The sequence below is a fragment of the Alteriqipengyuania flavescens genome (assembly GCF_030406725.1).
In the GTDB taxonomy this organism is placed as follows: Bacteria; Pseudomonadota; Alphaproteobacteria; order Sphingomonadales; family Sphingomonadaceae; genus Alteriqipengyuania_B; species Alteriqipengyuania_B flavescens.
Window position 1 is genome coordinate 2660191 of sequence record NZ_CP129107.1, and the last position, 21097, is coordinate 2681287.

Below are 21097 nucleotides of genomic sequence, written 5' to 3' on the forward strand. Positions count from 1 at the left end.
GTGGAAAATACTTGAAAGGCAGAGCACCTGCAAAAAAGGAGCCGGGCGACCCGTCGCAATTCACCTGGGCTGCTTCCTTCCGGACCTGACCCGGTGAGCGAACGCAAACGTCCACCCGACTCCCGCGCGCCATATGGCGACGGATGCTTGCTGGATCAAGTCGTCATTCAGAAACCGGCAAGCCGATCAGCGTAATTCGATTGTCGGGAGACGGCGCTGTGCTATCTCGCCGATGAAGGGGGACTATATTCATGAGGAAATTCACTATTCTTGCGGCCCTGGCCTTCTCCGCCACGGCATTCGCAGCGCCCGCAGCAGCCCAGCAGGCAATCGACTTCGGCGACGATTCGAGCGACTGGGCCAACGACGGGGAATGCGACGATCCGCGCTTCGAAGGCGACGGCATGGCCGAGATCCTGCTGTCCGAGGATGTCCGCAGCGATGCCGCAGACTGCCGCGCCCTGCATGCAGCGGGCAAGATCACTTACATCGGCATGGAAAATTCCGTCCCGTCGGCAAACACGGCGCGCAACACGGTGGCTGTGACCCTTCGCCGGGCGGACGACACGACAGTCGATTTCGGCGATGACTCCAGCGAATGGGCGAACGACGGCGAGTGCGACGATCCCCGCTTCACCGGGACCGGGATGGCCGGGGTACTGTTGGAGGAAGATGCACGCCATGATGCGACCGATTGCCGCACGCTCTATGCGGCCGGTTCGATCCGGCTGCGCGGAGCGGCGGGCACCACGTCCACCGGCGGCCTCGACTTCGGCGACGACTCCAGCGAATGGGCGAATGACGGTGAATGCGACGATCCCCGCTTCACCGGCGCCGGCATGGCCGACATCCTGCTGGAAGAGGATGCGCGCCGCGACGCGACCGACTGCCGCACCCTTTACGAAGCCGGTTCGATCCGGATTTCCGCGGGCGGCCGCACCGCGTCGTCCATCGATTTCGGCGACAATTCGAGCGAATGGGCCAACGACGGCGAGTGCGACGATCCCCGCTTCACGGGCACCGGCATGGCCGAAACCCTACTGGCGGAAGACAGCATGCACGATGCGAGCGACTGCCGGACGCTGTTCGACAGCGGATCGATTCACCTGATCGACTGATCCTGGATTGGCGGGCGCGCAGAGCCTTCAGGCCGCGTGTCCGCCAGCCTAGCGGAAATTGTCGGCGTAGGCCTGCAGCTTCAGCGTCTTCTTCGGCGGCTGGTGGACGCGCACGGCAATCTCGTGCTTGTCGGCATAGGCCTTCGCCGCATCGAGGCTAGGGAATTTCAGAACCACCTGCGTCTGCGTGTCGCCGCTCGACGTCCAGCCCATCAGCGGGTCGGAGCCGCGCGCTTCGGACTGCTCGAATTCGAGGATCCACTGGTCGGTCTTCGCCTTGCCCGATTGCATCGCACTCTGGGGCCGCTGGTAAATGATCGCGCTCATGCGATCCCTTTCGTGCGCGGCGCGGCAAAAATCAAGTCGCCCGCGCGCTGGCGCTAGCGATTGAAGGCATTCTTCGTTTTCAGGCTGGGCGCCTCTGCCCAGGGCTCGTCGGGCCAGCGGTGCTTGGGATAGCGCCCTTTCATGTCCTTGCGTACATCGGCCCAGCTGCCGCGCCAGAAGCGGGGCAAGTCGCGGGTCGCCTGGATCGGGCGGCCCGCCGGGCTGGTCAGCTGGAGCAGCAGGGGCGTGCTGCCGACCATGGGGTGGCGGTCGAGGCCGAACAGCGCCTGCACCCGCACCTCCACCGTCGGGCCGCCCTCCGCCGCGTAGTCCACCGCGTGCTGCGTGCCGGCGGGGCTGGTCCACTGGCGCGGAGCCACCGTGTCGAGGCGCTGGCGCGTGTCCCAACCCACCAGCGACAGCGCCGCTTCGGCAAGCTGCGCGGCCGGGATGTCGAGGGTGCGCTTGCCCGAGAGCAGCGGAGCGAGCCATTGGCCGGCGTTCTCCACGAGTGCTTCGGGTGACAGCGCATCGATCGCGGCATAGCGCGCGCGGGCCAGCAGGCTGGCGGGCAGGAGATCGGCCAGGCGCCCGCGTGCAGCCTCGAGAAGCGCCGCTTCCACCTGCTGGGCGTCGGGCTCCGGATCGGGACCGCTGGCAATCGAGACTGCTCCGATCCGCTGCTCCAGCCGCGCTTCGACCCTGCCCTCTTTCGCATTCCAGCGGACGGTTCGGCGCTGCGTGGCGAGATGCGAGAGGGCGCGGGCGACGTCGCTTTCTTCCATGGCAATCGCGGCGGTGATGCGCGCACCCTTGGCGCTGCCCTGCGCATCGCCGATGGCGAGCCAGTCTGCGCAGGCAAGCGGCGATGCGGGATCGAGCGCGAAGCCGCGCCCGCCGATGGATTGCCAGCTCTCGCCCGACTTATCGCGCCGCCGCGCGACGAAGTCGGGCCGCGCGCGGGCAAGGTAGATGCCGGGATCGCCCTGGGTGGGGTCGACCGTGTCGACCAGGGCCTCCGCCGATTTTGCCCAGCGCGCGGCCAGCTTTCGCGACGCCTCTGCCCGGGCTGAGCGATCGCCGTCCCAGCGTTGCAGGCGCGCGAGCAGGTCCTCGCTCCGCCCGCCGAGCCCGCGCTCCTGCAACAGCAAAGCAAGCTTGGCCGCCACCGTCGCATCGCCGGCCTTTGCGCCGTAGAGCACCATCGCCGCCTGCGCCGGGTCCATCGGCAGCGCGGCGACCTTCTCGCCAAAAGCGGTCAGCCTGCCATCCTCCAGTGCGCCCAGCCTGCCCAACCGCTCGCGCGCCGAGGCGATGGAGGCAGGGGGCGGCTCGTCGAGCCACGGCAAGGCGGCAGGATCGCCCGTGCCCCAGCGGGCGAGCGACAAGACCAGCGGGGCGAGGTCCACCGCCGCGATCTCCGGCGGGTCGAAAGCCTGCCGCCCGCCGTGCCCGCCCTCTTCCCACAGGCGGTAGGCCACGCCCGGCCCCTGCCGCGCCGCGCGCCCTGCCCGCTGCGCGGCCGCAGCCTGGCTTGCCCGGACGGTCACGAGGCGGTTGGAGCCCACGGCCTGGTCGAATTCCGCGCGCCGCGACAGGCCGCTGTCGACCACCACCGACACGCCGTCGAGCGTCAGCGACGTCTCGGCGATAGCGGTGGCGAGGACGATGCGTCGCCTTCCGTCCGGATCGCGCCTGATCGCCGCCTGCTGCGCGCGCGGCTCGACCTGGCCGTGCAGCGGCAGGACCGGCGTGTTCGGCATCGCTTCGGCCAGCCGTTCTCGCACGCGCTCGATTTCCCCCACGCCGGGCAGGAAGGCGAGGATATCGCCCGCCTCGTCGCGCCAGGCCTGGCGGATCGCGCTCGCCACGCGGTCCTCGATCCGCTGCTCCGCACGCGCGCCCAGCCATTCGATGCGCAGGGGATGCGCGCGGCCCTCGCTTTCGATGACGGGCGTATCGTCGCCCAACAGCCCGGCAAAGCGCGCGCCGTCGATCGTGGCGCTCATTACCACCACGCGCAGGTCCTCGCGCAGGATGGCGCGGCTTTCCAGTGCGAGGGCCAGGCCGAGGTCGCTGTCGAGGTGCCGCTCGTGCGCCTCGTCGAACAGGACGGCGGAGACGCCCGGCAATTCCGGATCGGCGAGGATGCGATTGACGAAAATGGCCTCGGTGACGACGAGGACGCGCGTGCGCGCCGATTGCCGCGTGTCGAGCCGTGTCGCGTAGCCGATCGTCTCGCCGGCCTTTTCGCCGAGCTGCGCGGCCATGCGCTCCGCCGCCGCACGGGCGGCAACGCGGCGCGGGCTGAGCAGGAGTACGGTGCCATCGCACCACGGCTCGTCCAGCAGGGCGGGAGCGACGGCGGTGGTCTTGCCTGCCCCCGGCGGTGCGACCAGGACCGCGCCGGTACCGGTGCGCAGGCCGTCCAGCAGGTCCGGCAGGACGGCGTGGATGGGTAGGTCGCTCACAGCCTGCGGCAGGCCAGCGCGGTCAATATCCGCGCGAAACCGCGAATTGTGCCGCTTCGACCATTGCCGCGCGCGCCTTGCTGTCGGGGAAGATCGAAAGCGCTTCGGCAGCGCGCTGCGCAAAATGGCGGGCCCGTTCGCGCGTGGCGGCGACGGCGTCGTGCTTGCGCACCAGCCGGATCGCTTCGGCAAGCTCCTCGTCGCCCGATCGGCGGCCGGAGATCGCGTCGCGCCAGAACTGGCGCTCGTCCTCTTCCCCGCGCGCATAGGCCAGGATCACAGGCAGGGTCATCTTGCCTTCGCGGAAGTCGTCGCCCGCATCCTTGCCCATTTCGGCAGCCTGCGAATCGTAATCGATCGCATCGTCCACCAGCTGGAAGGCGATGCCGAGATTGCGGCCATAGGCGTCGAGCGCCTCTTCTTCCTTGTCGCTGCGTTCGGCGACCACGGCGGCGATACGGCTGGCGGCAGCGAACAGCGCGGCGGTTTTCGCGCCGATGATGCCGAGATAGCGCTCTTCGCTCGTCTCGATCTGGCGCTGCGCGGTCAGCTGGTCGACTTCGCCTTCCGCAATCACGGCGCTGGCATTCGACAGGATCTTGAGGACGCGCAGCGAGCCGTCCTCCACCATCAGTTCGAAGCTGCGGCTGAAGAGGAAATCGCCGACCAGCACGGTCGCAGGGTTGCCGTAGATGATGTTGGCCGCCGCCTTGCCGCGGCGCAGTTCGCTGCCGTCGACCACGTCGTCGTGCAGCAGCGTGGCGGTGTGGATGAACTCCACCGCCGCGGCGAGCTTGTGATGGCGGTTGCCGCCATAGCCGATCAGCTCCGCCGCAGCGAGCGTCAGCATCGGGCGCAGGCGCTTGCCGCCGCCGGAAATCAGATGCCCGGCCAGGGTCGGAATCAGCGGAATCTCGCTTTGCATCCGGTCGAGGATGACGCGGTTGACCGAATTCATCGCGGTCGCGGTCAGCGCCAGCATCGGGTCGAGCGACGGCTGCGCGCGCGGTAGAGTGATAACCTCTGCGGTCATGGCTGCCATGTGGAAGCTGCCGCGCCGCTTGGCAAGCGCGCGTTTGCCGCTAGTTTGCGCATTCTATGCCAGACACATCGCCCGACAGGCAGCTCGCCGCATTTCGCAAGTCGATCGACAATATCGACGCGGCGCTCGTCCACATGCTGGCGGAACGGTTCCGGATCACCCAGCAGGTGGGTGCCTACAAGGCGAAAACCGCCCTTCCCCCGGCCGATCCGAACCGGGAGCAGGAGCAGATTGCGCGGCTGCGCCGGCTGGCCGAGGAAGCGGACCTCGATCCGGAATTCAGCGAGAAATTCCTGCGCTTCATCATCGACGAAGTGATCCGCCACCACGAACAGGTTCGCGGCGGCTAGATCGAAACCGCGTCAGTCGTCAACGCGCTGGCGCCGCTCGCGGTCGGCACGGCTGGGGCGCTTGCTCGAAACCCTGCTTTCGCGGCGCTCGGCACGTTCTGCCTGGCGCGCGGATCGCTGCGCTGCGGACTCAGTCCGCTCCCGTCGCTGGACCACCGGGCGGGCGGGTCGCTCCGTCCGCTGGGTACGCGGAGGCGTTGCACGGGTTTCGCTACGGCCGTCGGACCGGCTGCGGTCACCACCGCGCCGCTGGTCGCGTGAGCGCTCGCCGCCGCGGCGCTGGTCGCGGTAATCCTCGCGCCGGTCGCGGCGCTGGTCGCGGTAGTCTTCGCGCCGTTCGCGGCGGTATTCGCGATACTCCTCGCGGTTATCGCGGCGCCCTTCGTAGCGTTCAACACGGCGGTCGCGGCGCTGGTCGCGATAATCCCCGCGGCGGGTGTAGCCGTAACCGCCCCACTGTTCGCGGAACTGGCGGTGGCCGGCACGGCGGCCTTCCCAATAGCGGCGATGGTGATCGCCCCAGCGATGGCGATAGCCGGACCGGTCGTAGATGTAATAGCCCACGCCGGGATAATAGTAGTCGTCGTACCAGCCCCAGTACGGCGAGGATGCGCGGTAGCCGTAGCTGTACTGGTAATCGTCGTAATACGGATCGTACATCGTGCAGGCACCGAGCGTGGCGGTCGCGGCGACCAGCAGGATCGGTTTAAAGATGCGGGTCATCGCGCGTCTCCCATCGGAAGGTTTGTAGATGACCTGCCTTGTAGGGGCGACGAATTGAACCGCCTCTGAACCCGTCGTTACAGATTGCGACAATTAAGACTTTCAGGGGTTTTGCTGAACAGCCTCGGCAGCGCGCGGCAGGCTGAGACGGACGAGCAACCCGCCGAGGTCCTCGCTTTCCTCCAGCCGCACGCCGCCACCGTAGATTTCGGCTACGTCGCGCACGATGGCGAGGCCGAGCCCGGTGCCGGGCTTGCCGGTGTCGAGCCGCGCGCCGCGGTCGAAAATGCGGATGCGCTCGGCATCCGGAATGCCCATCCCGTCATCCTCGACCCAGATTTCGCACTGCTCGGCATTGGGTACGGCATCAATGGTGACGAAGACGCTGCCGCCGCCGTATTTCGCCGCGTTCTCGATCAGGTTGCCGAGGATTTCGTCGAGGTCCTGGCGTTCGATGGCGACATTGACGTCCATGTTGCCATCGAGGTCGAAGCGGGTCCGTTCGTAAAGTCGGGTCACGGCGCGCAGCACCGCCTCCACGCTGCCGGCGACATGCGCGCGGCTGAGCCCCGTCGCACGGCGGCCCACGGCGCGCGCGCGGGCCAAGTGGTGTTCGACCTGCCGCTGCATCACCTTGGTCTCGCGGTGGACGAGGTCGGACAGGTCCGGGTCTTTCGCCGTTGCCGCATTGACCAGCACGGTCAGCGGCGTCTTCAAGGCATGCGCCAGGTTGCCCGCGTGCATCCGCGCCTCTTCCGCCTGCCGTTCCGAATGGGCGAGGAGGCCGTTCAATTCCTCCACCATCGGTTGCACTTCCAGCGGCAGCGGGTCGGTCACCCGGTTCGCCCCGCTGGTTCGGATGCGGATGATCGCCTCCTTCACCCGGCGCAGCGGACCGAGCCCGTAGATCGTCTGCAGGAAGGCGAGGATGAACAGGCCGAGGCCGAGCACCACGAAGCTCCAGAACAGGATGCTGCGAATGCGGTTGATCTGCTCGTCGAGATCCTCGCGCGCGGCAGCGAGCGCGAAGGTCCACTCCGTATCGCTGCCCGGCAGCACGACGGAACGCTGGGTGATCCGTAGCGCCTCGTCCGGATACTGGCTGCTGTCGTAGATGACCGGCTCGGCAAAGAAACCGTCGCGCACTTCCAGCGTGCGCGGCGCCCACAAGGAGCGCGAGGGATAGGGGTCGCGCCCTTCCCCCGTGACCTGCCAGTACATGCCCGAATTGGGTTCGAGAAAGCGCTGGTCGCCGAGCGGACGGTTGAACATCACGTCGCCGAAATCGTCGATCTCTGCCGAGGCGACCATGGCGGTAAGCATGTAATCGAGCTGGTCGTCGAACTGGTCGGTCACCAGGCTGGTCAGCGTGCGGTCGAGCGCGAAGCCGCCCACGGCCAGCAGCAGCGTGATCCACACCGCCGCAATCAGCTGCATCCGGCGGCTGAGCGATCCGGTGTGCGGCGGCGCGGCGCCGGACGCTATCGCCGCGCCCTGCTCCGCCTCCATGGTCGCCTTCTCCGCGGCGGCCGACAGCGCGGGATCGCTCCCCGATGTGGCGACCGCGTCCAAATCAACCGCCCCGATCAGCCACGGGGCGCGTCGGCCGGGTCGTCGAGACTATAGCCAAGGCCGCGGATGGTAGTGATGACATCGGCACCCAGCTTCTTGCGGATGCGGGTGACGAAGACCTCGATCGTGTTCGAATCGCGGTCGAAATCCTGGTCGTAGATATGCTCAATGAGCTCGGTCCGGCTGACGACCTTGCCCTTGTGATGCATCAGGTAGCTGAGCAGCTTGTATTCCTGCGCGGTCAGCTTCACCGGTTCACCGGCCAGCGTCACGCGGCCGCTGCGCGTATCCAGCCGCACGTCCCCGGCAATCAGTTCGCTGGTGGCATTGCCGGTGGAGCGGCGGATCAGCGCGCGTAGGCGGGCGATCAGCTCTTCGGTCTGGAAAGGCTTGGCGAGGTAATCGTCCGCGCCCGCATCCAGCCCGGCCACCTTGTCGGACCAGCTGTCGCGCGCGGTCAGCACCAGCACGGGGAAGGTCTTGCCTTCCTTGCGCCACATGCCGAGCACGGTCAGGCCGTCGATTTCGGGCAGGCCGAGGTCTAGGATTACGGCGTCGTATTCCTCCGTGCTGCCGAGGAAGTGCCCGTCCTCGCCATCGGTGGACAGGTCCACGGCATAGCCGTTCTGTTCCAGCGTGTTCTTGAGCTGCTGGCCGAGTGTCGGCTCGTCCTCGACGATCAGGATGCGCATCGAATTCCCCTATGATGCCTAATTGCCCGCCTTGCGGCGTATTGCCCCCGCGTTTGGGGTTTCACCACATATCCGTCAAGCAATGGAAGGGTTCCGGCAAGCGGCGCAATTCAGCGCCGGCGGCGGATGATCCGGCCGCTGCGCGCATCGACATCAACAAAGGTCACGCGGCCTTCGCGGATGAACTTCAGGCGATAGGCGTGCGCGCGGGAATCGTACTCGAAATTGAGATACTCGTACCCGCGGCGGCGATAGTCGGGGACAATCCGCCGCTCCACCTCGCGCGGGGAAAGGACGCTGCCCGATTCCATCTGCTCGCGCGCGTTGGCCGCATCGTCGAAAGCCTGCGCGCCCGCGCCGGTCGGCACGACGGCCGCCGCTGCGGCGACGAGGGTCAGGGAAAGGAGGGTCCGGCGCATCATGGTTTCGTGCCTAACCCCGCAGCATTGAACAAGGGGTGAATTCGCCAGTCACCCTCTCGTTCAGCTTTGGGCCCATTCAGCTTCGGGCCGCGTCAGTTGACCATCTCGTAAGACACGGAGATCTGCACGCCGATCCCGACGACACCCGGCTCGATGGGTGGGGCGCCGCTGCTGACATCGGACGCGGAAACAGTGATGGCGCGTTCTTGCGAGAACATCTCCCGCCCGCGCACCGATTCCGCCACGCGGAGCAGGCGGACGTCGCGATAACCCGCCGCGCGGGCGTATTCGCGGGCCATATCCTGTCCCCGGCGAATTGCATTGGCGCGCGCTTCGGTCTTGGCCGCCGTATCGTCGTCCAGGCCGAAATTCGGGCCGTAGAAATCGGTCGCGCCCTCGCGCACCAACGCGTCCAGCGCCTCGCCCGCACGGTCGACCTTGCGCAAGGTCACGGTGACACGGTTCGCGACCTGGTAGCCACGGAAATCCTGCGTATTCGTCTGCGGATTGAAATCGAAGCGCGGATTGAGATTGAGGGAGGACGTCTGGATATCGCGCTCGGCAATCCCAAGCGTTTTCAGCCGCGCAACAACTTGACGCATCTTCGCGCTGTTCTGTTCCAGCGCTTCCACGGCCGTCGGGGCGAGCGTGGTTACACCGGCGCTCAGCGTGACGATGTCCGGCTCGACCTCCACGACCTCCAAGACATCGAGTTCGACCACCGGGCCGCTTGTCTGTACCTGCACCTGCGCGGCGGCGGGGCTGGCGAAAAGGGCGGCGGAAGCGAACAGCGGCAGGGCGTAGCGAAGCATGCGAATTCTCCAAAGGTTGCGCCATGCGTTTCGGCGCAACGGGATAACGCGCGCATGAACGATGGCGTTCCGCTGGAGATTGGGGCCGTTCCGCTTGCGATAGCGCCGCCGCGCGCCTACCTGCGCGGCGCTATGGCACAACCTCCGATCCTCAGCTGGGAAGGTCTCGGCCTCATCCAGGGCAGCGGCTGGCTGTTCGGGCGGCCCGAGGACCAGGGCGGTGCCGGAGGCATAGACCTCCACATCGGCCCGCGCGACCGGCTGGCCCTGATCGGCCGCAACGGCGCGGGGAAGACCACGCTGCTGCGCCTGATCGACGACCGGATCGAGGCCGACCGCGGCATCCGCAAGGTGAAACCCGGCACGCGGATCGTCTTCCTGGAGCAGGACCCGGATTTCTCCCCCTTCGCCACGCTGATGGATTTCGCGCTCGCAGGCGAACACGCCCCGGCGGAGCACGAGGTAGAGGCTATCGCCGGCCAGCTCGGCATCGACATGACGACCGCGGCGAAGGGCGCCAGCGGCGGCGAACGGCGGCGCGCCGCGCTGGCCAAGGCGCTGGCGCAGGATCCGGACATCCTGCTGCTGGACGAGCCGACCAACCATCTCGACCTTAGCGCCATCGACTGGCTCGAAAGCTGGCTCGACCGCTACAAGGGCGCCTTCGTCGTCATCAGCCACGACCGGACGTTCCTGAAGCGCCTGACCCGTGCGACGCTGTGGCTCGACCGCGGTTCCCTGCGCCGCAAGGACGTGGGCTTCGGCGGTTACGACGCATGGGAAGAGCAGGTCTATGCCGAAGAAGCGCGCGCGGCGGAGAAGCTGGACGCAAAGCTGAAGCTGGAGGCGCACTGGCTGGAACGCGGCGTCACCGCGCGGCGCAAGCGCAACCAGGGTCGGCTGGAGAAGCTGTGGGAAATGCGCGCCCAGCGTGCGGCCATGCTCAACCCGACCGGCAAGGCGAAGCTGGACCTCAAGAGCGACGAGACCAAGACCAAGTCGGTCATCGTGGCGGAAGGCATCAGCAAGACATACGACGGGCGCACGGTCATCAAGCCGTTCGATTTCCGCATCCAGCGCGGCGACCGCATCGGCATCGTCGGCGGCAATGGCGCGGGCAAGACCACGCTGCTCAAGATGCTGACCGGCGAGCTGGAACCCGACACGGGCACCGTGACCCGCGCCAAGACCCTGAGCGGCGTGATGATCGACCAGCAGCGCAGCCTGATGTCGCCCGACAAGACGGTGCGGCAAGTGCTGGCCGAAGGCGGCGACTGGATCGACGTGCGCGGCGTCCGCAAGCACGTGCAGGGCTATATCAAGGAATTCCTGTTCGACCCGAAGATCGTCGACACCAAGGTCGGCATCCTTTCAGGCGGCGAGAAATCGCGCCTGCTGCTGGCGCGCGAATTCGCCCGTACCTCCAACCTGCTGGTGCTGGACGAGCCGACCAACGACCTCGACCTCGAAACGCTCGACCTGCTGCAGGAAGTGATTGCCGATTACGATGGCACGGTCCTGATCGTCAGCCACGACCGCGATTTCCTCGACAAGACCGTGACCGTCACGCTCGGCCTCGACGGGACCGGCCATGTCGATATCGTCGCCGGCGGGTACGAGGACTGGGAGGCCAAGCGCCGCAATCTGACCGTGACGCCCCGGTCGAAGGCCAAGGATGCCCCGGCGCCCCAGCCCTCCCCGCCGGTCGCGCCGCCGAAATCGGCCAAGCTCAGCTACAAGGACCAGCGCGACTACGAGATCCTGCCCGCGCGGATCGAGGAGCTGGAAGCGGCCATTGCGAAGGGCGAGGCCATCCTCGCGGACCCGGACCTTTACACCGCCGATCCGCAGAAGTTCGCCAATATCTCCAAGGGTCTCGAAAATGCGCGGGCCGAAAAGGACGCGGCGGAGGAACGCTGGCTGGACCTGGCGGAGAGAGTGGAGGCTTGAGCGACCTTCACGCACAGGTGCGCGCCTGCACGCTGTGTGCGCCCTACCTGCCGCTGGAACCGCGACCCATCGCGCAATTTTCGTCCACGGCGCGCATCCTCGTCATCGGGCAGGCGCCCGGACGCATCACGAATGAAAGCGGCATTCCCTTCGACGACAAGGCGGGCGAACGACTGGCGGGCTGGCTGGGCATCGATGCCGACACGCTGCACGATCCCGCGCGCGTTGCGATCGTTTCGATGGGCCTGTGCTATCCCGGCAAGGCGAAAGGCGGGGACAAGCCGCCGCGTCCCGAATGCGCGCCGCTGTGGCACCAGCGCATCTTCCCCGTGCTGCCCGCGGATCGCCTGACCGTGCTTGTCGGCACGTACGCGCAGGGAGCCTATCTGCCCGCGATGAAGGGCCGGCCGATGGCGGAAAGGGTCGCCGCCTGGCGGGACCTGTTGCCGGAGCGGATCGCCCTGCCCCATCCCAGCTGGCGCAGCACGCTCTTCATGCGCCAACACGACTGGTTCGAGCGAGACCTGCTGCCGGATCTGCAAGCAGAGGTCGCCGCCCGGCTCTGATCAAGCGATGCGGTAGAAATCCGCCACCCGCTCCAGCGCCAGCCTCAACACCAGCTTGCCGCTGCGCGCGGGCCAGGCGAGAGCCTTTTCCGCCGTCGGCAGCGTCTCGCCCGCGCACACCACGCGCCAGAGGATGTCTTCCAGCCCCTTGCCCGCCAGCGCGATGGCGCCGTCGAAACGCTGTTTTGCCACCAGCTGCCGTTCCGACCGGGTCAGGTTCTGCTCGCCGCCTTTCACCCGCACCGGGTCCCAGCGCATCGTGACGCTGGGTGCCAGTTGCGCGCGCTCCCAATCGGCGCGCAGCCGCTCCGCGGCGGCGAACAGACGCTCTTTCAGGTGGCCGCGTGCATAGAGCCAGGCGACCGGCGATTCCGCCTGGTTGACCGTGACGCTCCGCCCCCGGCGCGGCGCAGTGCCCGTTTTGCGCGGCCCCTCGGACGTAAGTTCGCGTTCGACGAATTGGCGGGTCATGGCGGTGGTCCCCTTTGCTAGTGCATGGCAAGAATCGGTCCACCGCCCTTGCCAAGGTTCACGATCTGTAGGAAAGAACCAAATCGGTTATTGGAGCCCGCCATGATCAATCGCATCCGTTCGATCCGCAAGGAAAAGGGCATGACCCTGGCGGAGCTTGCCGTCGCTTGCGATCCCGCAACGACGCCGCAGACGGTCGGACGGCTGGAAACCGGCACCCGCACGCTCTCGACGGCATGGATCGACCGGATCGCCAAGGCGCTGGGGGTGAAACCGGAAAGCCTGATTCGCAGCGAAAGTGCGGATGCACCCGAAGTGATCGCAGCGCTGACCAACGCGGGCGCCGAAGCGCTCGCCAAGCCGCGCGAGGCGATCCTGCCGAGCGAACTGGCCGGCAATGTCCCGATAGTCTGCCTGGTCGTGGAAGCCTCCCAAGGCGAATATCGCGAAGGCGACCAGCTGTGGCTCCGCCGCGCCGATCCGGACGAGGCCGGCAGCTTCGTCAATCGCGACGTGCTGGTCCCGCGCGCCGGCGGGCGCTTTGCCTTCGGGCGGTTGATCGACCGGCAGGGAACGCTGGTCGGCATTCTCCCGCCCGGCGTGGGGCAGAAACAGCAGGTGGTCGACAATCCGCCATGGCTCGCCATCGCCACCATGCTGGTCCGCCCGCTTTGAAGCGGGTCCTGTCGCTTTCGACGCTCTACCCCAACGCGGCGCAGCCCCGCTTTGGAACCTTCGTCGCGCGCTCGCTGGAAGCGCTGGCGGCGCGGGGCGATTGGGAAGTGACCATCGTCAACCCGATCGGCGTGCCGCCCGTAAGGTTCGGCAAATACCGTGCGCTGGCTGAAGCGGCGGTGGACGGCACCGAGGACGGGGTCGAGGTCCACCGCCCCACCTTCCCGCTGATCCCGAAATTCGGTGGCCGTTTCAACCCTGCGCTGGTCGCCCGCACCGTGCTGCCGCTGGCAAGGCGCCTGCATGCCGAGCGACCGTTCGACCTCGTCGATGCGCAGTTCTTCTATCCCGATGGCCCGGCCGCCGCGCGCATTGCGGAGGGGCTGGGCCGGCCGCTCTCGATCAAGGCGCGCGGGGCGGACATCCATTACTGGGGCGCGAAAGCCTACGGTCGCAAGGCGATGGTGCGGGCGGCCGAACGTGCGGACGGCCTGCTCGCCGTGTGCGAGGCGCTGGCGGGCGACATGGCGGCCATCGGCCTGCCGCGCGAGAAGATTTCCATCCACTACACCGGGCTCGACCGGAACCGGTTCCGCCCGCTCAACCACACGCAAATCCGGCCGCGCCTCGGCAAGGAGCTCGGCATACCGCTGTCGGACGACGACCTGCTGCTGGCCACCGTCGGTGCGCTCATCCCGCGAAAGGGCCAGGAATTCGTAATCGCGGCCTTGCCGGGTTTGCCGCGGGCGCGCCTGCTGCTCGTCGGGCGCGGCGATGACGAGGCGAAATTGCGCTCTCAGGCGGCCGGGCTCGGCGTGGCTGATCGCGTTCATTTTACCGGCTCGCTCGACCACGACATCATGCCGATCCTGCTGTCGGCGGCGGACCTCATGGTCCTGCCCTCTTCCAGCGAAGGCCTCGCCAATGCGTGGATCGAGGCGCTGGCCTGCGGGACGCCCCTCGTCATCACCGATGCAGGCGGCGCGCGCGAGGTTGTCACGAGCCGTGACGCGGGCCTGATCGTCGGGCGCGAAAGCGCGGAAATTGCCACTGCCGTCCGCGACCTCGCCGCCGACATGCCGGAGTGCGAGGCGACGGTCGCCATGGCGGAGCGCTTCAGCTGGGAAGCCAACGCCGCGGCGCTGGCCGGACACTTCGACCGGTTGACCGGCTGACCTGCCGGACTTCCGGCGGTCAGGCTTCGCCGCGGGCCTTTCGTTCCTGGAGGTCTGCCTCGGTTTCCTGCGGCACGAAGCTGTCGCTCGTCACGCCCAGCCAGATCAGGATCGGCGCGGCCATGTAGACGGAGCTGTAGGTACCCACAAAAATGCCCAGCACGATGGCGGCGGTCAGGCCGAACAGGCTTTCGGGTCCGAAGAACAGCAGCGGGATCAGCGCGACGAGCAGCGTGAGGCTGGTCATCACGGTCCGCGCCAGCGTCTCGTTTACCGACAGGTCGAGCAGTTCGGGGACCGGCATCTTGCGGTATTTCTTCAGATTTTCGCGGATGCGGTCGTAGACCACGATGGTGTCGTTCAGCGAATAGCCGATGATCGCCAGGATCGCGGCGATGATCTGCAGGCTGAATTCCCATTGCAACAGCGCGAACAGCCCCAGTGTCAGCGACACGTCGTGGAACAGCGCGAACAGCGCGCCGACGCCGAACTGCCATTCGAAGCGCACCCAGATGTAGATCGCGATGGCCAGCATGGCGGCCAGGAGGGCGAGGCCCGCCTTCTCGCGGAATTCGCTGGCGACCTTGCCCGAGACGGTGTCGTTGCCGTCGCGCCGGACCTGGTCGTATTCGCCCTCGATCGCGCCGATCACCTCGTTACCGATGGCGGTCGCGGCACCGGGCACGCCTTCCGCCTCGGCCGGCAGGCGGACGCGGATCGACACCTGGTTCGCTTCGCCGAAACGCTGGATGACGGGGTCGCCGTAACCGAGCGCACCGATCTGCTGGCGCAATTCGGGAATAGGCGCTTCCTCGCGCCCTTCGAAGGTCACGCGGACTTCCTGACCGCCGGCGAAATCGACGCCGTAGTTGAGGCCGTTGTTCCACACGAAGAACCAGCTCAGCGCGATCAGGATCAGGCTGACCACGTAGAACGGTACGCGCCACTTCAGGAACTTGATATTGGTATCGTCGGGGACGAGCTTGAGCAGACGCATTTCTCAGACCCTCACAGTGCCAGGTCGTTGGGGCGCTTGGCCCGCAGCCAGCCGGCGACCCACATGCGGGTCAGCACGACGGCGGTGAAAACGGAAGTGAACAGGCCGATGATGAGAACGACCGCAAAGCCGCGCACCGGGCCGGAGCCGAACAGGAACAGCAGAACGCCGGCGATGAAGTTGGTCACGTTGGCGTCGTAGATCGCGCGGCTTGCCTCGCGATAGCCGTTCTCCACCGCGGTGAAGACCCGCCTGCCCTTGGCCCGTTCCTCGCGGATACGTTCGTTGATCAGCACGTTGGCGTCCACCGCCGCGCCGATGGTGAGCACGAAGCCAGCGATGCCGGGCAGTGTCAGCGTGGTGCCCATCACCGCCATGATGCCGAGGATCATGAGCACGTTGATGACCAGCGCGATCGTCGCATAGACGCCGAAGCGGCCATAAGTGGCGATCATCAGCAGCACGACGAGCAGGCTGCCGATGCCCATCGCGACGATACCCTTGCGGATCGAATCGGCACCAAGATCAGGCCCCACGGTGCGCTCTTCCACCACGGTCAGGTCGACCGGGAGCGCGCCCGAATTCAGCGAAATCGCCAGCGCATTGGCGCTGTCCACGGTGAAATTGCCGGAAATGCGGGCCGCGCCACCAAGGATCGGTTCTTCGAAGCTGGGCGCGGAGATGATCTTGTCGTCGAGGATGATCGCGAAGCGGCGGCCCACGTTCTCGCGGCTCAACCGGGCGAATTGCGCCCCGCCCTGCCCGTCGAACTGGATGTTCACCACCGGCGCGTTGGTCTGCTGGTCGAAGCCCTGCTGCGAATTGGTCAGCCGCTCACCCGAAATCCCGCCGAGGCGACGGACATAGTGGCCATAGCCGGCCATCTCGTCCTCCTCGTCATACGGCAGAAACTGCATGCCGGCCGGCGCGATCGCGGCCTGTGCGATCGGCACGGGTTCCTGCCGTTCGGGGTCGACCAGCTTGAATTCCATCTGCGCGGTTTCGCCCAGCAGCGTCTTCAGCCCTTCCGGATCGTTGAAGCCCGGCACCTGCACCACGATGCGGGTGTCGCCCTGACGAATGATGGTGGGCTCGCGCGTGCCGAGGCCATCGATACGGCGACGAACGACGTCGGTCGCGGCGTCGAGCGCGGTGTTCACCGCCGCGTCCAAACCGGCCTGCGTCGGGGTCAGCGTAATGCGGTTGCCGTCGGACACCGCAAGGTCCCAGTCGCGCGTTACGCCGGTGCCCGAAAGGATCGGCAGCAATTCCTCCCGCGCCGCGTCCAGCTGGCTGGGATCGTCGAGGATGAAGCTCAGGCGGTTGTTGCTGGTCGACATGTCGCCGAACCGGATGCGCGGATCGGCATCGTCGAGGGCGTTTTCGACCGAGCTTTCCAGCGATTCCAAGCGCGTCTGCGCGACTTGCGAAGCATCTGCCTCCAGCAGCAGGTGGCTGCCGCCGGCAAGGTCGAGACCCAGGGCGACTTCGGGATCGGGCAGGCTCTCTTCGGGCCAGTCGCCCCCGGCCAGGCTGACCAGTGAGGGGAGCGCGGCGACCATCACCGCGATGGTGATGGCCCAGAGGAAAATCTTCTTCCAGCGCGGAAAATCGAGCATCGTTCGTGCCCCGTCCTCAGTCGTTCGCGGCGGGCTTCGTGCCCGGATCGATCACGTCGCCGATGGTGTGCCGCACGGCCTGGACCTTGGTGCCGCCGCCGAGGTCGATGGTGACATAGTGATCGTCGACCTTGGTGATCTTGCCGACCAGCCCGCCGGCGGTGACGACCTGATCGCCCTTTTTCAACCCTTCCACTTTCTCCCGATGTTCGCGCTGGCGCTTCATGCCCGGGCGGATCAGCAGGAAATAGAAGATCAGGCCCATCGCCACCAGCGGTGCGAACTGCATCCATGCGGGCGGCGCTTCCGCACCCGATGTTGCGGCGGCGAGAATGAATGTGGTCATCTAGTAAGCTCGTGAAAAACGGGTTGGTCGCACACGGTCGGAGCCTCCCGGCCCCTCCCTCGCGAAATCAGATGGGCGCGCCTAGCAGCAATGCAATTTACGCGCAACGCGGCTGCTTGCCATTATCAAGAGCCGCTTCTATAGGCGCGCCTCCACTGCTCGGGAAGTAGCGCAGCCTGGTAGCGCATCACACTGGGGGTGTGGGGGTCGCAGGTTCGAATCCTGTCTTCCCGACCAGTGGAATTAACACCCCCCTTACAATCGTAGAGCCGCCGGACACCATGGCGATGGACAGGATCGAACCTGTTCGGAATCGAGGCGAAGCCGAGACGAACGAGCCGCGCAAGCGGCGAGGACAATCCTGTCTTCCCGACCAGTGGAATTCAGCCCCCTCGATCACCGACCTTGATGGCAGGGTTGCCGGCGTAGATCGCACCGGCTTCCGCGGTGCCGTTCAGCACGCCGCGCGCGCCGAGGACCGCACCGTCCTCCATTGTGGCACCGGGACCTACGAAGGCTTCGGCAGCGATCCAGCAGCCATCGCCGATCGCGACAGGCCGGGTCACCAGCGGGAAAGCCGGGTCACGGTGATCGTGCGTGCTGGCACACAGATACGCGCGCTGGCTGATCACGCAGCGGTCGCCGATGGTGATGCGGCCCTGGTTATAAAGTCGCACGCCCGGCCCGACCAGACATCGCCCCCCGATCACAAGGTTGCGCGGCAGCCAGACGGACACGCTGGCATAAATGCGCGTTCCCGCGCCGATTTGCGCCCCGAACAGCCGCAGGACGAAGCGCCGCCAGCCATGCAGGGGCGGCGGGGTCCAGCGCGCGAGTACCAGCCAAACGGCCATCCACACAACGCGCCCCACCTTGTTGCGCAGCGGTAAAGCCGGCGGTCCGGACAGCGGATCGAAAACCGGGCGTTCGCTCATGCGTTCTCCATCAGGCGCGCATAAAGCGCCGCCCACTCCTGCGCCACGGTTTCGGGCGCGAAGGGGCCTTGCGCAAGGCCCGTCGCGGTCTGCGACATCTTGCGCCAGGTTGCGGTCGGGATATTTAGCGCCTTTGTCAGCACGGCAGCGATGCTGCTTGCGTCTGTACCGCAATCGATCGCCGCGCGGGCGGTAAAGCCTTCGGGCAGGTTGCATTCCTCGCTCATCAGCACCGGCGTGCCCGCTGCCCAAGCCTCCAGGATCGCCATCGGCAGGCCTTCGCTGAGCGAGGGCAGCACCATGAAACGCGCTTCGCCGACCAGAGCCTCCTTCGCCTGCCCGTGCACGGGGCCGACAAACTCCGCGCAGGGCGACGACGCCACGCGCCTTTCGAGCTGCGCCACATCTTCCGGCGCCCCCCACCCGGCGATGACCAGTCGCGCGCTGTCGGGCTTGTCGGCCATGTCCCACCCGTCCAGCAATGCGCCGAGGTTCTTCTTCGGGTGGATCCGGCCCAGGTAGAGCGCCATCGGCGGGCGGAGGTCGGCGCCGCGCGGCATGACGGGTGCGGCATTGGGAATGACCGCGCTGTCGGTGCGGCCGCTTTCGGACGCGATGTCCTTCGCTTCCGCTCCGGTCAGCGCGTGCATGACGCTCGCCTCGCTCCAGCCGCTGCGCTCGTACAGCGCCCTCGCCACCGCTTTCTGCAGCCGCCCGCGAGCCGTGATCCACGGTGCGAGCATGCCGTGGGGCGAAATGACCAGCGGCTTTCCCGTCCGCCGGCGCCAGTCGAGCGCGGCCTTCGAAGGGTACATCCAGATACCGTGCAGGTGGACGAGGTCCGGATCGAGCGCATCCAGGTTGCGCCTGAAGGAGCGCGAGTAGCCGAAACGCCGCGGCCCCTGCACCCCGACGAGCCGCAGCGGAACGTCGCCATAGCGCGGCCGGTCCTCTTCCCCATGCTCGTCATCGAGGGCGAGGACCACCGGCTCCGCCCCAAGACCGCGCACCATGCGCGCATGGGCGATGACCGCTTCCGCGACCCCGCCGCCGAGGCGCGAGGCCGAAGCGGTCAGCAGCACGATCCGCTTGCCGGCAATCGAGGGAATCTGGCCGTTCACGCCGTGGCTTGTCCGCAATTCCGCCTCCGGAAACAAGCATGCGCCGGCTGCTGCCCCCGTTTTCCTACACGAACCGTTTTGGTTATCTGGCATGGCTCCACCATCCAGTCAGGAGCGTTAACATGTCCATCATCGATTCCCTCATCGGCCCCATCGCCAGCATCATCGACAAGATCATCCCCGACAAGGAAGCGCGCGAAAGGGCCAAGCTGGAGCTCATCAAGCTCGAAGGCACGCAGGAGCTGAAGACGATCGAGGTTCGCCTCGCCGCCATCGTCGCCGAGGCCGGCAGCCGCGATCCGTGGACCAGCCGCGCGCGGCCGAGCTTCCTCTATGTGATGTACACCATGCTGCTCGCTTCGCTGCCGATGGGCGTGCTCGCCGCTTTCAATCCCGACACCGCGCGGGAAATCGCCGCCGGCATGAACGCCTATCTCAACGGCCTGCCCGAACCGCTCTATGCCCTCTTCGGCACCGGCTATCTCGGCTACACCGCTGCGCGCCAGTGGGGAAAGATCAAGGGCGTGGAAGGCTGATCGGGCCGATGGCGCTTCTGCCGCAGGACCGTGTTCCATGTGTTCCATGAAATAGGACCCGCCCCGGGCCGATCCTGCCGCAATCCAACAGGTTTCCCGATTGCGGCGGGATCGGCTAAGGGCCGCCACATGACCGATACCGTCTATGTCCTCAACGGCCCCAACCTCAATCTCCTCGGCCTGCGCGAGCCGGAGATCTACGGCGACACCACGCTCGACGAGATTGCCGGGATGCTGGAAGACCGGGGCCGCGAACTGGGCCTGTCCATCGACATGCGCCAGTCCAACCACGAAGGCCACCTGGTTGACTGGCTGCACGAGGCGCAGGCCGAAGGAGCGAAGGCCGTGCTGCTGAATGCCGCGGCCTATACTCACACCTCCATCGCCCTGCTCGACGCGATCAAGGCGATCGTGACGCCGGTGTTCGAAGTGCATTTGTCCGATCCCTCGACGCGGGAGGAATTCCGCCATCGTTCCTATGTCGGCATGGCGGCGCGCGAGTGCTTCCAGGGGCACGGTGCGAAAAGCTACCTCCTCGCGCTGGAGGCGGCAGCAGCCCTTTGACGTAGCGTCACGGCCTGCACCAGGAGCGCAACATTCTTGCGCATCGCTCTTGCGCCGCCAAAACCTTGCGAGCATAGCGGCGGCTCGCAAATTTCGCTGCATAACGGGGTACGAATGGCCGACAGCAAACCGACGAATCGCAAGTCGTCCGGCATGAACGTGGACACCGGCATGGTCCGGGAACTGGCCGAACTGCTGGCCGAAACCGGGCTCACCGAAATCGAGGTCGAGGACGGCAACCGCAAGGTCCGCGTATCGCGCGGCGCAGTCCCGGCGCCGATGGCCGCAGCCCCTGCCATGGCCGCCGCACCGGCTCCCGCAGCCGCTCCTGCCCCGGCGGCAGCCGATGCTGCCCCGGCCGATGCGCCCGCCAGTACCGCCGACGCGGTGAAGTCGCCGATGGTCGGCACCGTCTATCTCGCCCCCGAACCCGGCGCTGCCGACTTCATCAAGGTCGGCGACAGCGTGAAGGAAGGCGATACGCTGGTCATAGTGGAAGCGATGAAGGTGATGAACCCCATCACGGCCCCTGCATCGGGCACGGTGAAGGAAATCCTGGTCGCCAACGCCCAGCCGGTCGAATTCGACCAGCCGCTGGTGGTGGTGGCCTGAT

The 21097-nt window shown here is 66.9% G+C and carries 23 protein-coding genes, 1 tRNA gene and 1 other RNA gene; 10 read left to right on the forward strand and 15 right to left on the reverse strand.

The genetic code is table 11. The annotated features are described in order from the left end of the window. Positions 1 to 31: 31 nt before the first annotated feature. An RNA gene (gene ffs / locus QQW98_RS13575) (signal recognition particle sRNA small type) lies at positions 32 to 126 on the reverse strand. A gap of 125 nt (positions 127 to 251) precedes the next feature. Between ffs and QQW98_RS13580 the strand changes: the two genes are divergently transcribed. Continuing rightward, positions 252 to 1118, forward strand: a complete 867-nt coding sequence (locus tag QQW98_RS13580) for a hypothetical protein (RefSeq protein ID WP_290135455.1) — start codon at positions 252 to 254, stop codon at positions 1116 to 1118. A 48-nt stretch (positions 1119 to 1166) separates the two neighbouring features. Here the strand turns inward: QQW98_RS13580 and QQW98_RS13585 are convergent, their stop codons facing one another. From QQW98_RS13585 to QQW98_RS13595, 3 genes are read right to left on the reverse strand one after another with little or no spacing between them, the layout of a single operon-like run. Next, positions 1167 to 1445, reverse strand: coding sequence for an ETC complex I subunit (locus QQW98_RS13585; RefSeq protein WP_290135456.1), 279 nt, complete (start codon positions 1443 to 1445; stop codon positions 1167 to 1169). 53 nt (positions 1446 to 1498) lie between these two features. After that, complete coding sequence (gene hrpB, locus QQW98_RS13590) at positions 1499 to 3916, reverse strand: ATP-dependent helicase HrpB (protein ID WP_290135457.1); 2418 nt, start codon at positions 3914 to 3916, stop codon at positions 1499 to 1501. Between the two features lie 22 nt (positions 3917 to 3938). Next, positions 3939 to 4949, reverse strand: a complete 1011-nt coding sequence (locus QQW98_RS13595) for a polyprenyl synthetase family protein (RefSeq protein WP_290136953.1) — start codon at positions 4947 to 4949, stop codon at positions 3939 to 3941. Between the two features lie 65 nt (positions 4950 to 5014). Here QQW98_RS13595 and QQW98_RS13600 point away from each other — a divergent pair, with 65 nt between their 5' ends. Then, a complete protein-coding gene (locus tag QQW98_RS13600) occupies positions 5015 to 5308 on the forward strand; it encodes a chorismate mutase (protein WP_290135458.1) in 294 nt (97 codons plus the stop codon). A 12-nt stretch (positions 5309 to 5320) separates the two neighbouring features. On the opposite strand, the gene QQW98_RS13605 is transcribed toward QQW98_RS13600, so the two are convergent. From QQW98_RS13605 to QQW98_RS13625, 5 genes are all read right to left on the reverse strand, one after another. Continuing rightward, positions 5321 to 6031, reverse strand: coding sequence for a hypothetical protein (locus tag QQW98_RS13605; protein WP_290135459.1), 711 nt, complete (start codon positions 6029 to 6031; stop codon positions 5321 to 5323). A gap of 102 nt (positions 6032 to 6133) precedes the next feature. Beyond that, positions 6134 to 7540 (reverse strand): sensor histidine kinase, encoded by a 1407-nt coding sequence (locus tag QQW98_RS13610; RefSeq protein WP_290136954.1) that lies wholly within the window; start codon positions 7538 to 7540, stop codon positions 6134 to 6136. Between the two features lie 77 nt (positions 7541 to 7617). Further along, positions 7618 to 8295, reverse strand: a complete 678-nt coding sequence (locus QQW98_RS13615; RefSeq protein ID WP_290135460.1) for a response regulator transcription factor — start codon at positions 8293 to 8295, stop codon at positions 7618 to 7620. A gap of 110 nt (positions 8296 to 8405) precedes the next feature. Next, entirely contained in the window at positions 8406 to 8717 is a 312-nt protein-coding gene (locus QQW98_RS13620) for a hypothetical protein (protein WP_290135461.1), read from the reverse strand. A gap of 92 nt (positions 8718 to 8809) precedes the next feature. Further along, a complete protein-coding gene (locus QQW98_RS13625; protein WP_290135462.1) occupies positions 8810 to 9529 on the reverse strand; it encodes an SIMPL domain-containing protein in 720 nt (239 codons plus the stop codon). A gap of 132 nt (positions 9530 to 9661) precedes the next feature. Here QQW98_RS13625 and QQW98_RS13630 point away from each other — a divergent pair, with 132 nt between their 5' ends. Together QQW98_RS13630 and QQW98_RS13635 are read left to right on the forward strand one after the other, a co-directional pair. Further along, positions 9662 to 11479 carry an ABC-F family ATP-binding cassette domain-containing protein gene (locus QQW98_RS13630; RefSeq protein WP_290136955.1) on the forward strand — a complete coding sequence of 606 codons (1818 nt, stop codon included), beginning with the start codon at positions 9662 to 9664 and terminating at the stop codon, positions 11477 to 11479. After that, positions 11476 to 12045, forward strand: coding sequence for a uracil-DNA glycosylase family protein (locus tag QQW98_RS13635; RefSeq protein ID WP_290135463.1), 570 nt, complete (start codon positions 11476 to 11478; stop codon positions 12043 to 12045). The genes QQW98_RS13630 and QQW98_RS13635 overlap by 4 nt, the downstream gene beginning before the upstream one ends. On the opposite strand, the gene QQW98_RS13640 is transcribed toward QQW98_RS13635, so the two are convergent. Beyond that, a complete protein-coding gene (locus tag QQW98_RS13640) occupies positions 12046 to 12516 on the reverse strand; it encodes a DUF6456 domain-containing protein (protein WP_290135464.1) in 471 nt (156 codons plus the stop codon). 102 nt (positions 12517 to 12618) lie between these two features. Between QQW98_RS13640 and QQW98_RS13645 the strand changes: the two genes are divergently transcribed. Then, positions 12619 to 13191, forward strand: a complete 573-nt coding sequence (locus QQW98_RS13645; protein WP_290135465.1) for a helix-turn-helix domain-containing protein — start codon at positions 12619 to 12621, stop codon at positions 13189 to 13191. After that, on the forward strand, positions 13152 to 14366 hold the full coding sequence (locus QQW98_RS13650; RefSeq protein ID WP_290135466.1) for a glycosyltransferase: 1215 nt from the start codon (positions 13152 to 13154) through the stop codon (positions 14364 to 14366). Before QQW98_RS13645 ends, QQW98_RS13650 begins: the two co-directional genes overlap by 40 nt. Positions 14367 to 14385: 19 nt before the next feature. Here QQW98_RS13650 and secF read toward each other — a convergent pair whose 3' ends face one another. From secF to yajC, 3 genes are read right to left on the reverse strand one after another with little or no spacing between them, the layout of a single operon-like run. Next, a complete protein-coding gene (gene secF / locus QQW98_RS13655; protein ID WP_290135468.1) occupies positions 14386 to 15363 on the reverse strand; it encodes a protein translocase subunit SecF in 978 nt (325 codons plus the stop codon). Between the two features lie 11 nt (positions 15364 to 15374). After that, on the reverse strand, positions 15375 to 16982 hold the full coding sequence (gene secD / locus QQW98_RS13660) for a protein translocase subunit SecD (RefSeq protein ID WP_290135469.1): 1608 nt from the start codon (positions 16980 to 16982) through the stop codon (positions 15375 to 15377). Positions 16983 to 16998: 16 nt separating this feature from the next. After that, positions 16999 to 17328 carry a preprotein translocase subunit YajC gene (gene yajC, locus QQW98_RS13665; RefSeq protein ID WP_290135470.1) on the reverse strand — a complete coding sequence of 110 codons (330 nt, stop codon included), beginning with the start codon at positions 17326 to 17328 and terminating at the stop codon, positions 16999 to 17001. 160 nt (positions 17329 to 17488) lie between these two features. Between yajC and QQW98_RS13670 the strand changes: the two genes are divergently transcribed. Beyond that, positions 17489 to 17565, forward strand: a tRNA-Pro gene (locus QQW98_RS13670). Between the two features lie 146 nt (positions 17566 to 17711). Here the strand turns inward: QQW98_RS13670 and QQW98_RS13675 are convergent. Continuing rightward, entirely contained in the window at positions 17712 to 18263 is a 552-nt protein-coding gene (locus tag QQW98_RS13675) for an LbetaH domain-containing protein (protein WP_290135471.1), read from the reverse strand. Then, positions 18260 to 19384, reverse strand: a complete 1125-nt coding sequence (locus QQW98_RS13680) for a glycosyltransferase (RefSeq protein WP_290135472.1) — start codon at positions 19382 to 19384, stop codon at positions 18260 to 18262. The genes QQW98_RS13675 and QQW98_RS13680 overlap by 4 nt, the downstream gene beginning before the upstream one ends. A gap of 122 nt (positions 19385 to 19506) precedes the next feature. Between QQW98_RS13680 and QQW98_RS13685 the strand changes: the two genes are divergently transcribed. The 3 genes from QQW98_RS13685 (at position 19507) to accB (ending at position 21096) form a co-directional block, all read left to right on the forward strand. Beyond that, positions 19507 to 19920 carry a holin family protein gene (locus QQW98_RS13685; RefSeq protein ID WP_290135473.1) on the forward strand — a complete coding sequence of 138 codons (414 nt, stop codon included), beginning with the start codon at positions 19507 to 19509 and terminating at the stop codon, positions 19918 to 19920. Between the two features lie 129 nt (positions 19921 to 20049). Next, complete coding sequence (locus QQW98_RS13690) at positions 20050 to 20484, forward strand: type II 3-dehydroquinate dehydratase (protein WP_290135474.1); 435 nt, start codon at positions 20050 to 20052, stop codon at positions 20482 to 20484. A gap of 153 nt (positions 20485 to 20637) precedes the next feature. Beyond that, a complete protein-coding gene (accB, locus tag QQW98_RS13695) occupies positions 20638 to 21096 on the forward strand; it encodes an acetyl-CoA carboxylase biotin carboxyl carrier protein (protein WP_404800895.1) in 459 nt (152 codons plus the stop codon). The last annotated feature ends 1 nt before the right edge of the window (position 21097 follow it).

Bases quoted from the DNA above. Each gene is read 5' to 3' on its own strand.
- QQW98_RS13580 (WP_290135455.1), top strand. From the start codon at position 252: ATGAGGAAATTCACTATTCTTGCGGCCCTGGCCTTCTCCGCCACGGCA.
- QQW98_RS13585 (WP_290135456.1), bottom strand. From the start codon at position 1,445: ATGAGCGCGATCATTTACCAGCGGCCCCAGAGTGCGATGCAATCGGGC.
- QQW98_RS13595 (WP_290136953.1), bottom strand. From the start codon at position 4,949: ATGACCGCAGAGGTTATCACTCTACCGCGCGCGCAGCCGTCGCTCGAC.
- QQW98_RS13600 (WP_290135458.1), top strand. From the start codon at position 5,015: ATGCCAGACACATCGCCCGACAGGCAGCTCGCCGCATTTCGCAAGTCG.
- QQW98_RS13605 (WP_290135459.1), bottom strand. From the start codon at position 6,031: ATGACCCGCATCTTTAAACCGATCCTGCTGGTCGCCGCGACCGCCACG.
- QQW98_RS13610 (WP_290136954.1), bottom strand. From the start codon at position 7,540: ATGGAGGCGGAGCAGGGCGCGGCGATAGCGTCCGGCGCCGCGCCGCCG.
- QQW98_RS13615 (WP_290135460.1), bottom strand. From the start codon at position 8,295: ATGCGCATCCTGATCGTCGAGGACGAGCCGACACTCGGCCAGCAGCTC.
- QQW98_RS13620 (WP_290135461.1), bottom strand. From the start codon at position 8,717: ATGATGCGCCGGACCCTCCTTTCCCTGACCCTCGTCGCCGCAGCGGCG.
- QQW98_RS13625 (WP_290135462.1), bottom strand. From the start codon at position 9,529: ATGCTTCGCTACGCCCTGCCGCTGTTCGCTTCCGCCGCCCTTTTCGCC.
- QQW98_RS13630 (WP_290136955.1), top strand. From the start codon at position 9,662: ATGGCACAACCTCCGATCCTCAGCTGGGAAGGTCTCGGCCTCATCCAG.
- QQW98_RS13640 (WP_290135464.1), bottom strand. From the start codon at position 12,516: ATGACCCGCCAATTCGTCGAACGCGAACTTACGTCCGAGGGGCCGCGC.
- QQW98_RS13645 (WP_290135465.1), top strand. From the start codon at position 12,619: ATGATCAATCGCATCCGTTCGATCCGCAAGGAAAAGGGCATGACCCTG.
- QQW98_RS13650 (WP_290135466.1), top strand. From the start codon at position 13,152: ATGGCTCGCCATCGCCACCATGCTGGTCCGCCCGCTTTGAAGCGGGTC.
- secF (WP_290135468.1), bottom strand. From the start codon at position 15,363: ATGCGTCTGCTCAAGCTCGTCCCCGACGATACCAATATCAAGTTCCTG.
- secD (WP_290135469.1), bottom strand. From the start codon at position 16,982: ATGCTCGATTTTCCGCGCTGGAAGAAGATTTTCCTCTGGGCCATCACC.
- yajC (WP_290135470.1), bottom strand. From the start codon at position 17,328: ATGACCACATTCATTCTCGCCGCCGCAACATCGGGTGCGGAAGCGCCG.
- QQW98_RS13675 (WP_290135471.1), bottom strand. From the start codon at position 18,263: ATGAGCGAACGCCCGGTTTTCGATCCGCTGTCCGGACCGCCGGCTTTA.
- QQW98_RS13685 (WP_290135473.1), top strand. From the start codon at position 19,507: ATGTCCATCATCGATTCCCTCATCGGCCCCATCGCCAGCATCATCGAC.
- QQW98_RS13690 (WP_290135474.1), top strand. From the start codon at position 20,050: ATGACCGATACCGTCTATGTCCTCAACGGCCCCAACCTCAATCTCCTC.
- accB (WP_404800895.1), top strand. From the start codon at position 20,638: ATGAACGTGGACACCGGCATGGTCCGGGAACTGGCCGAACTGCTGGCC.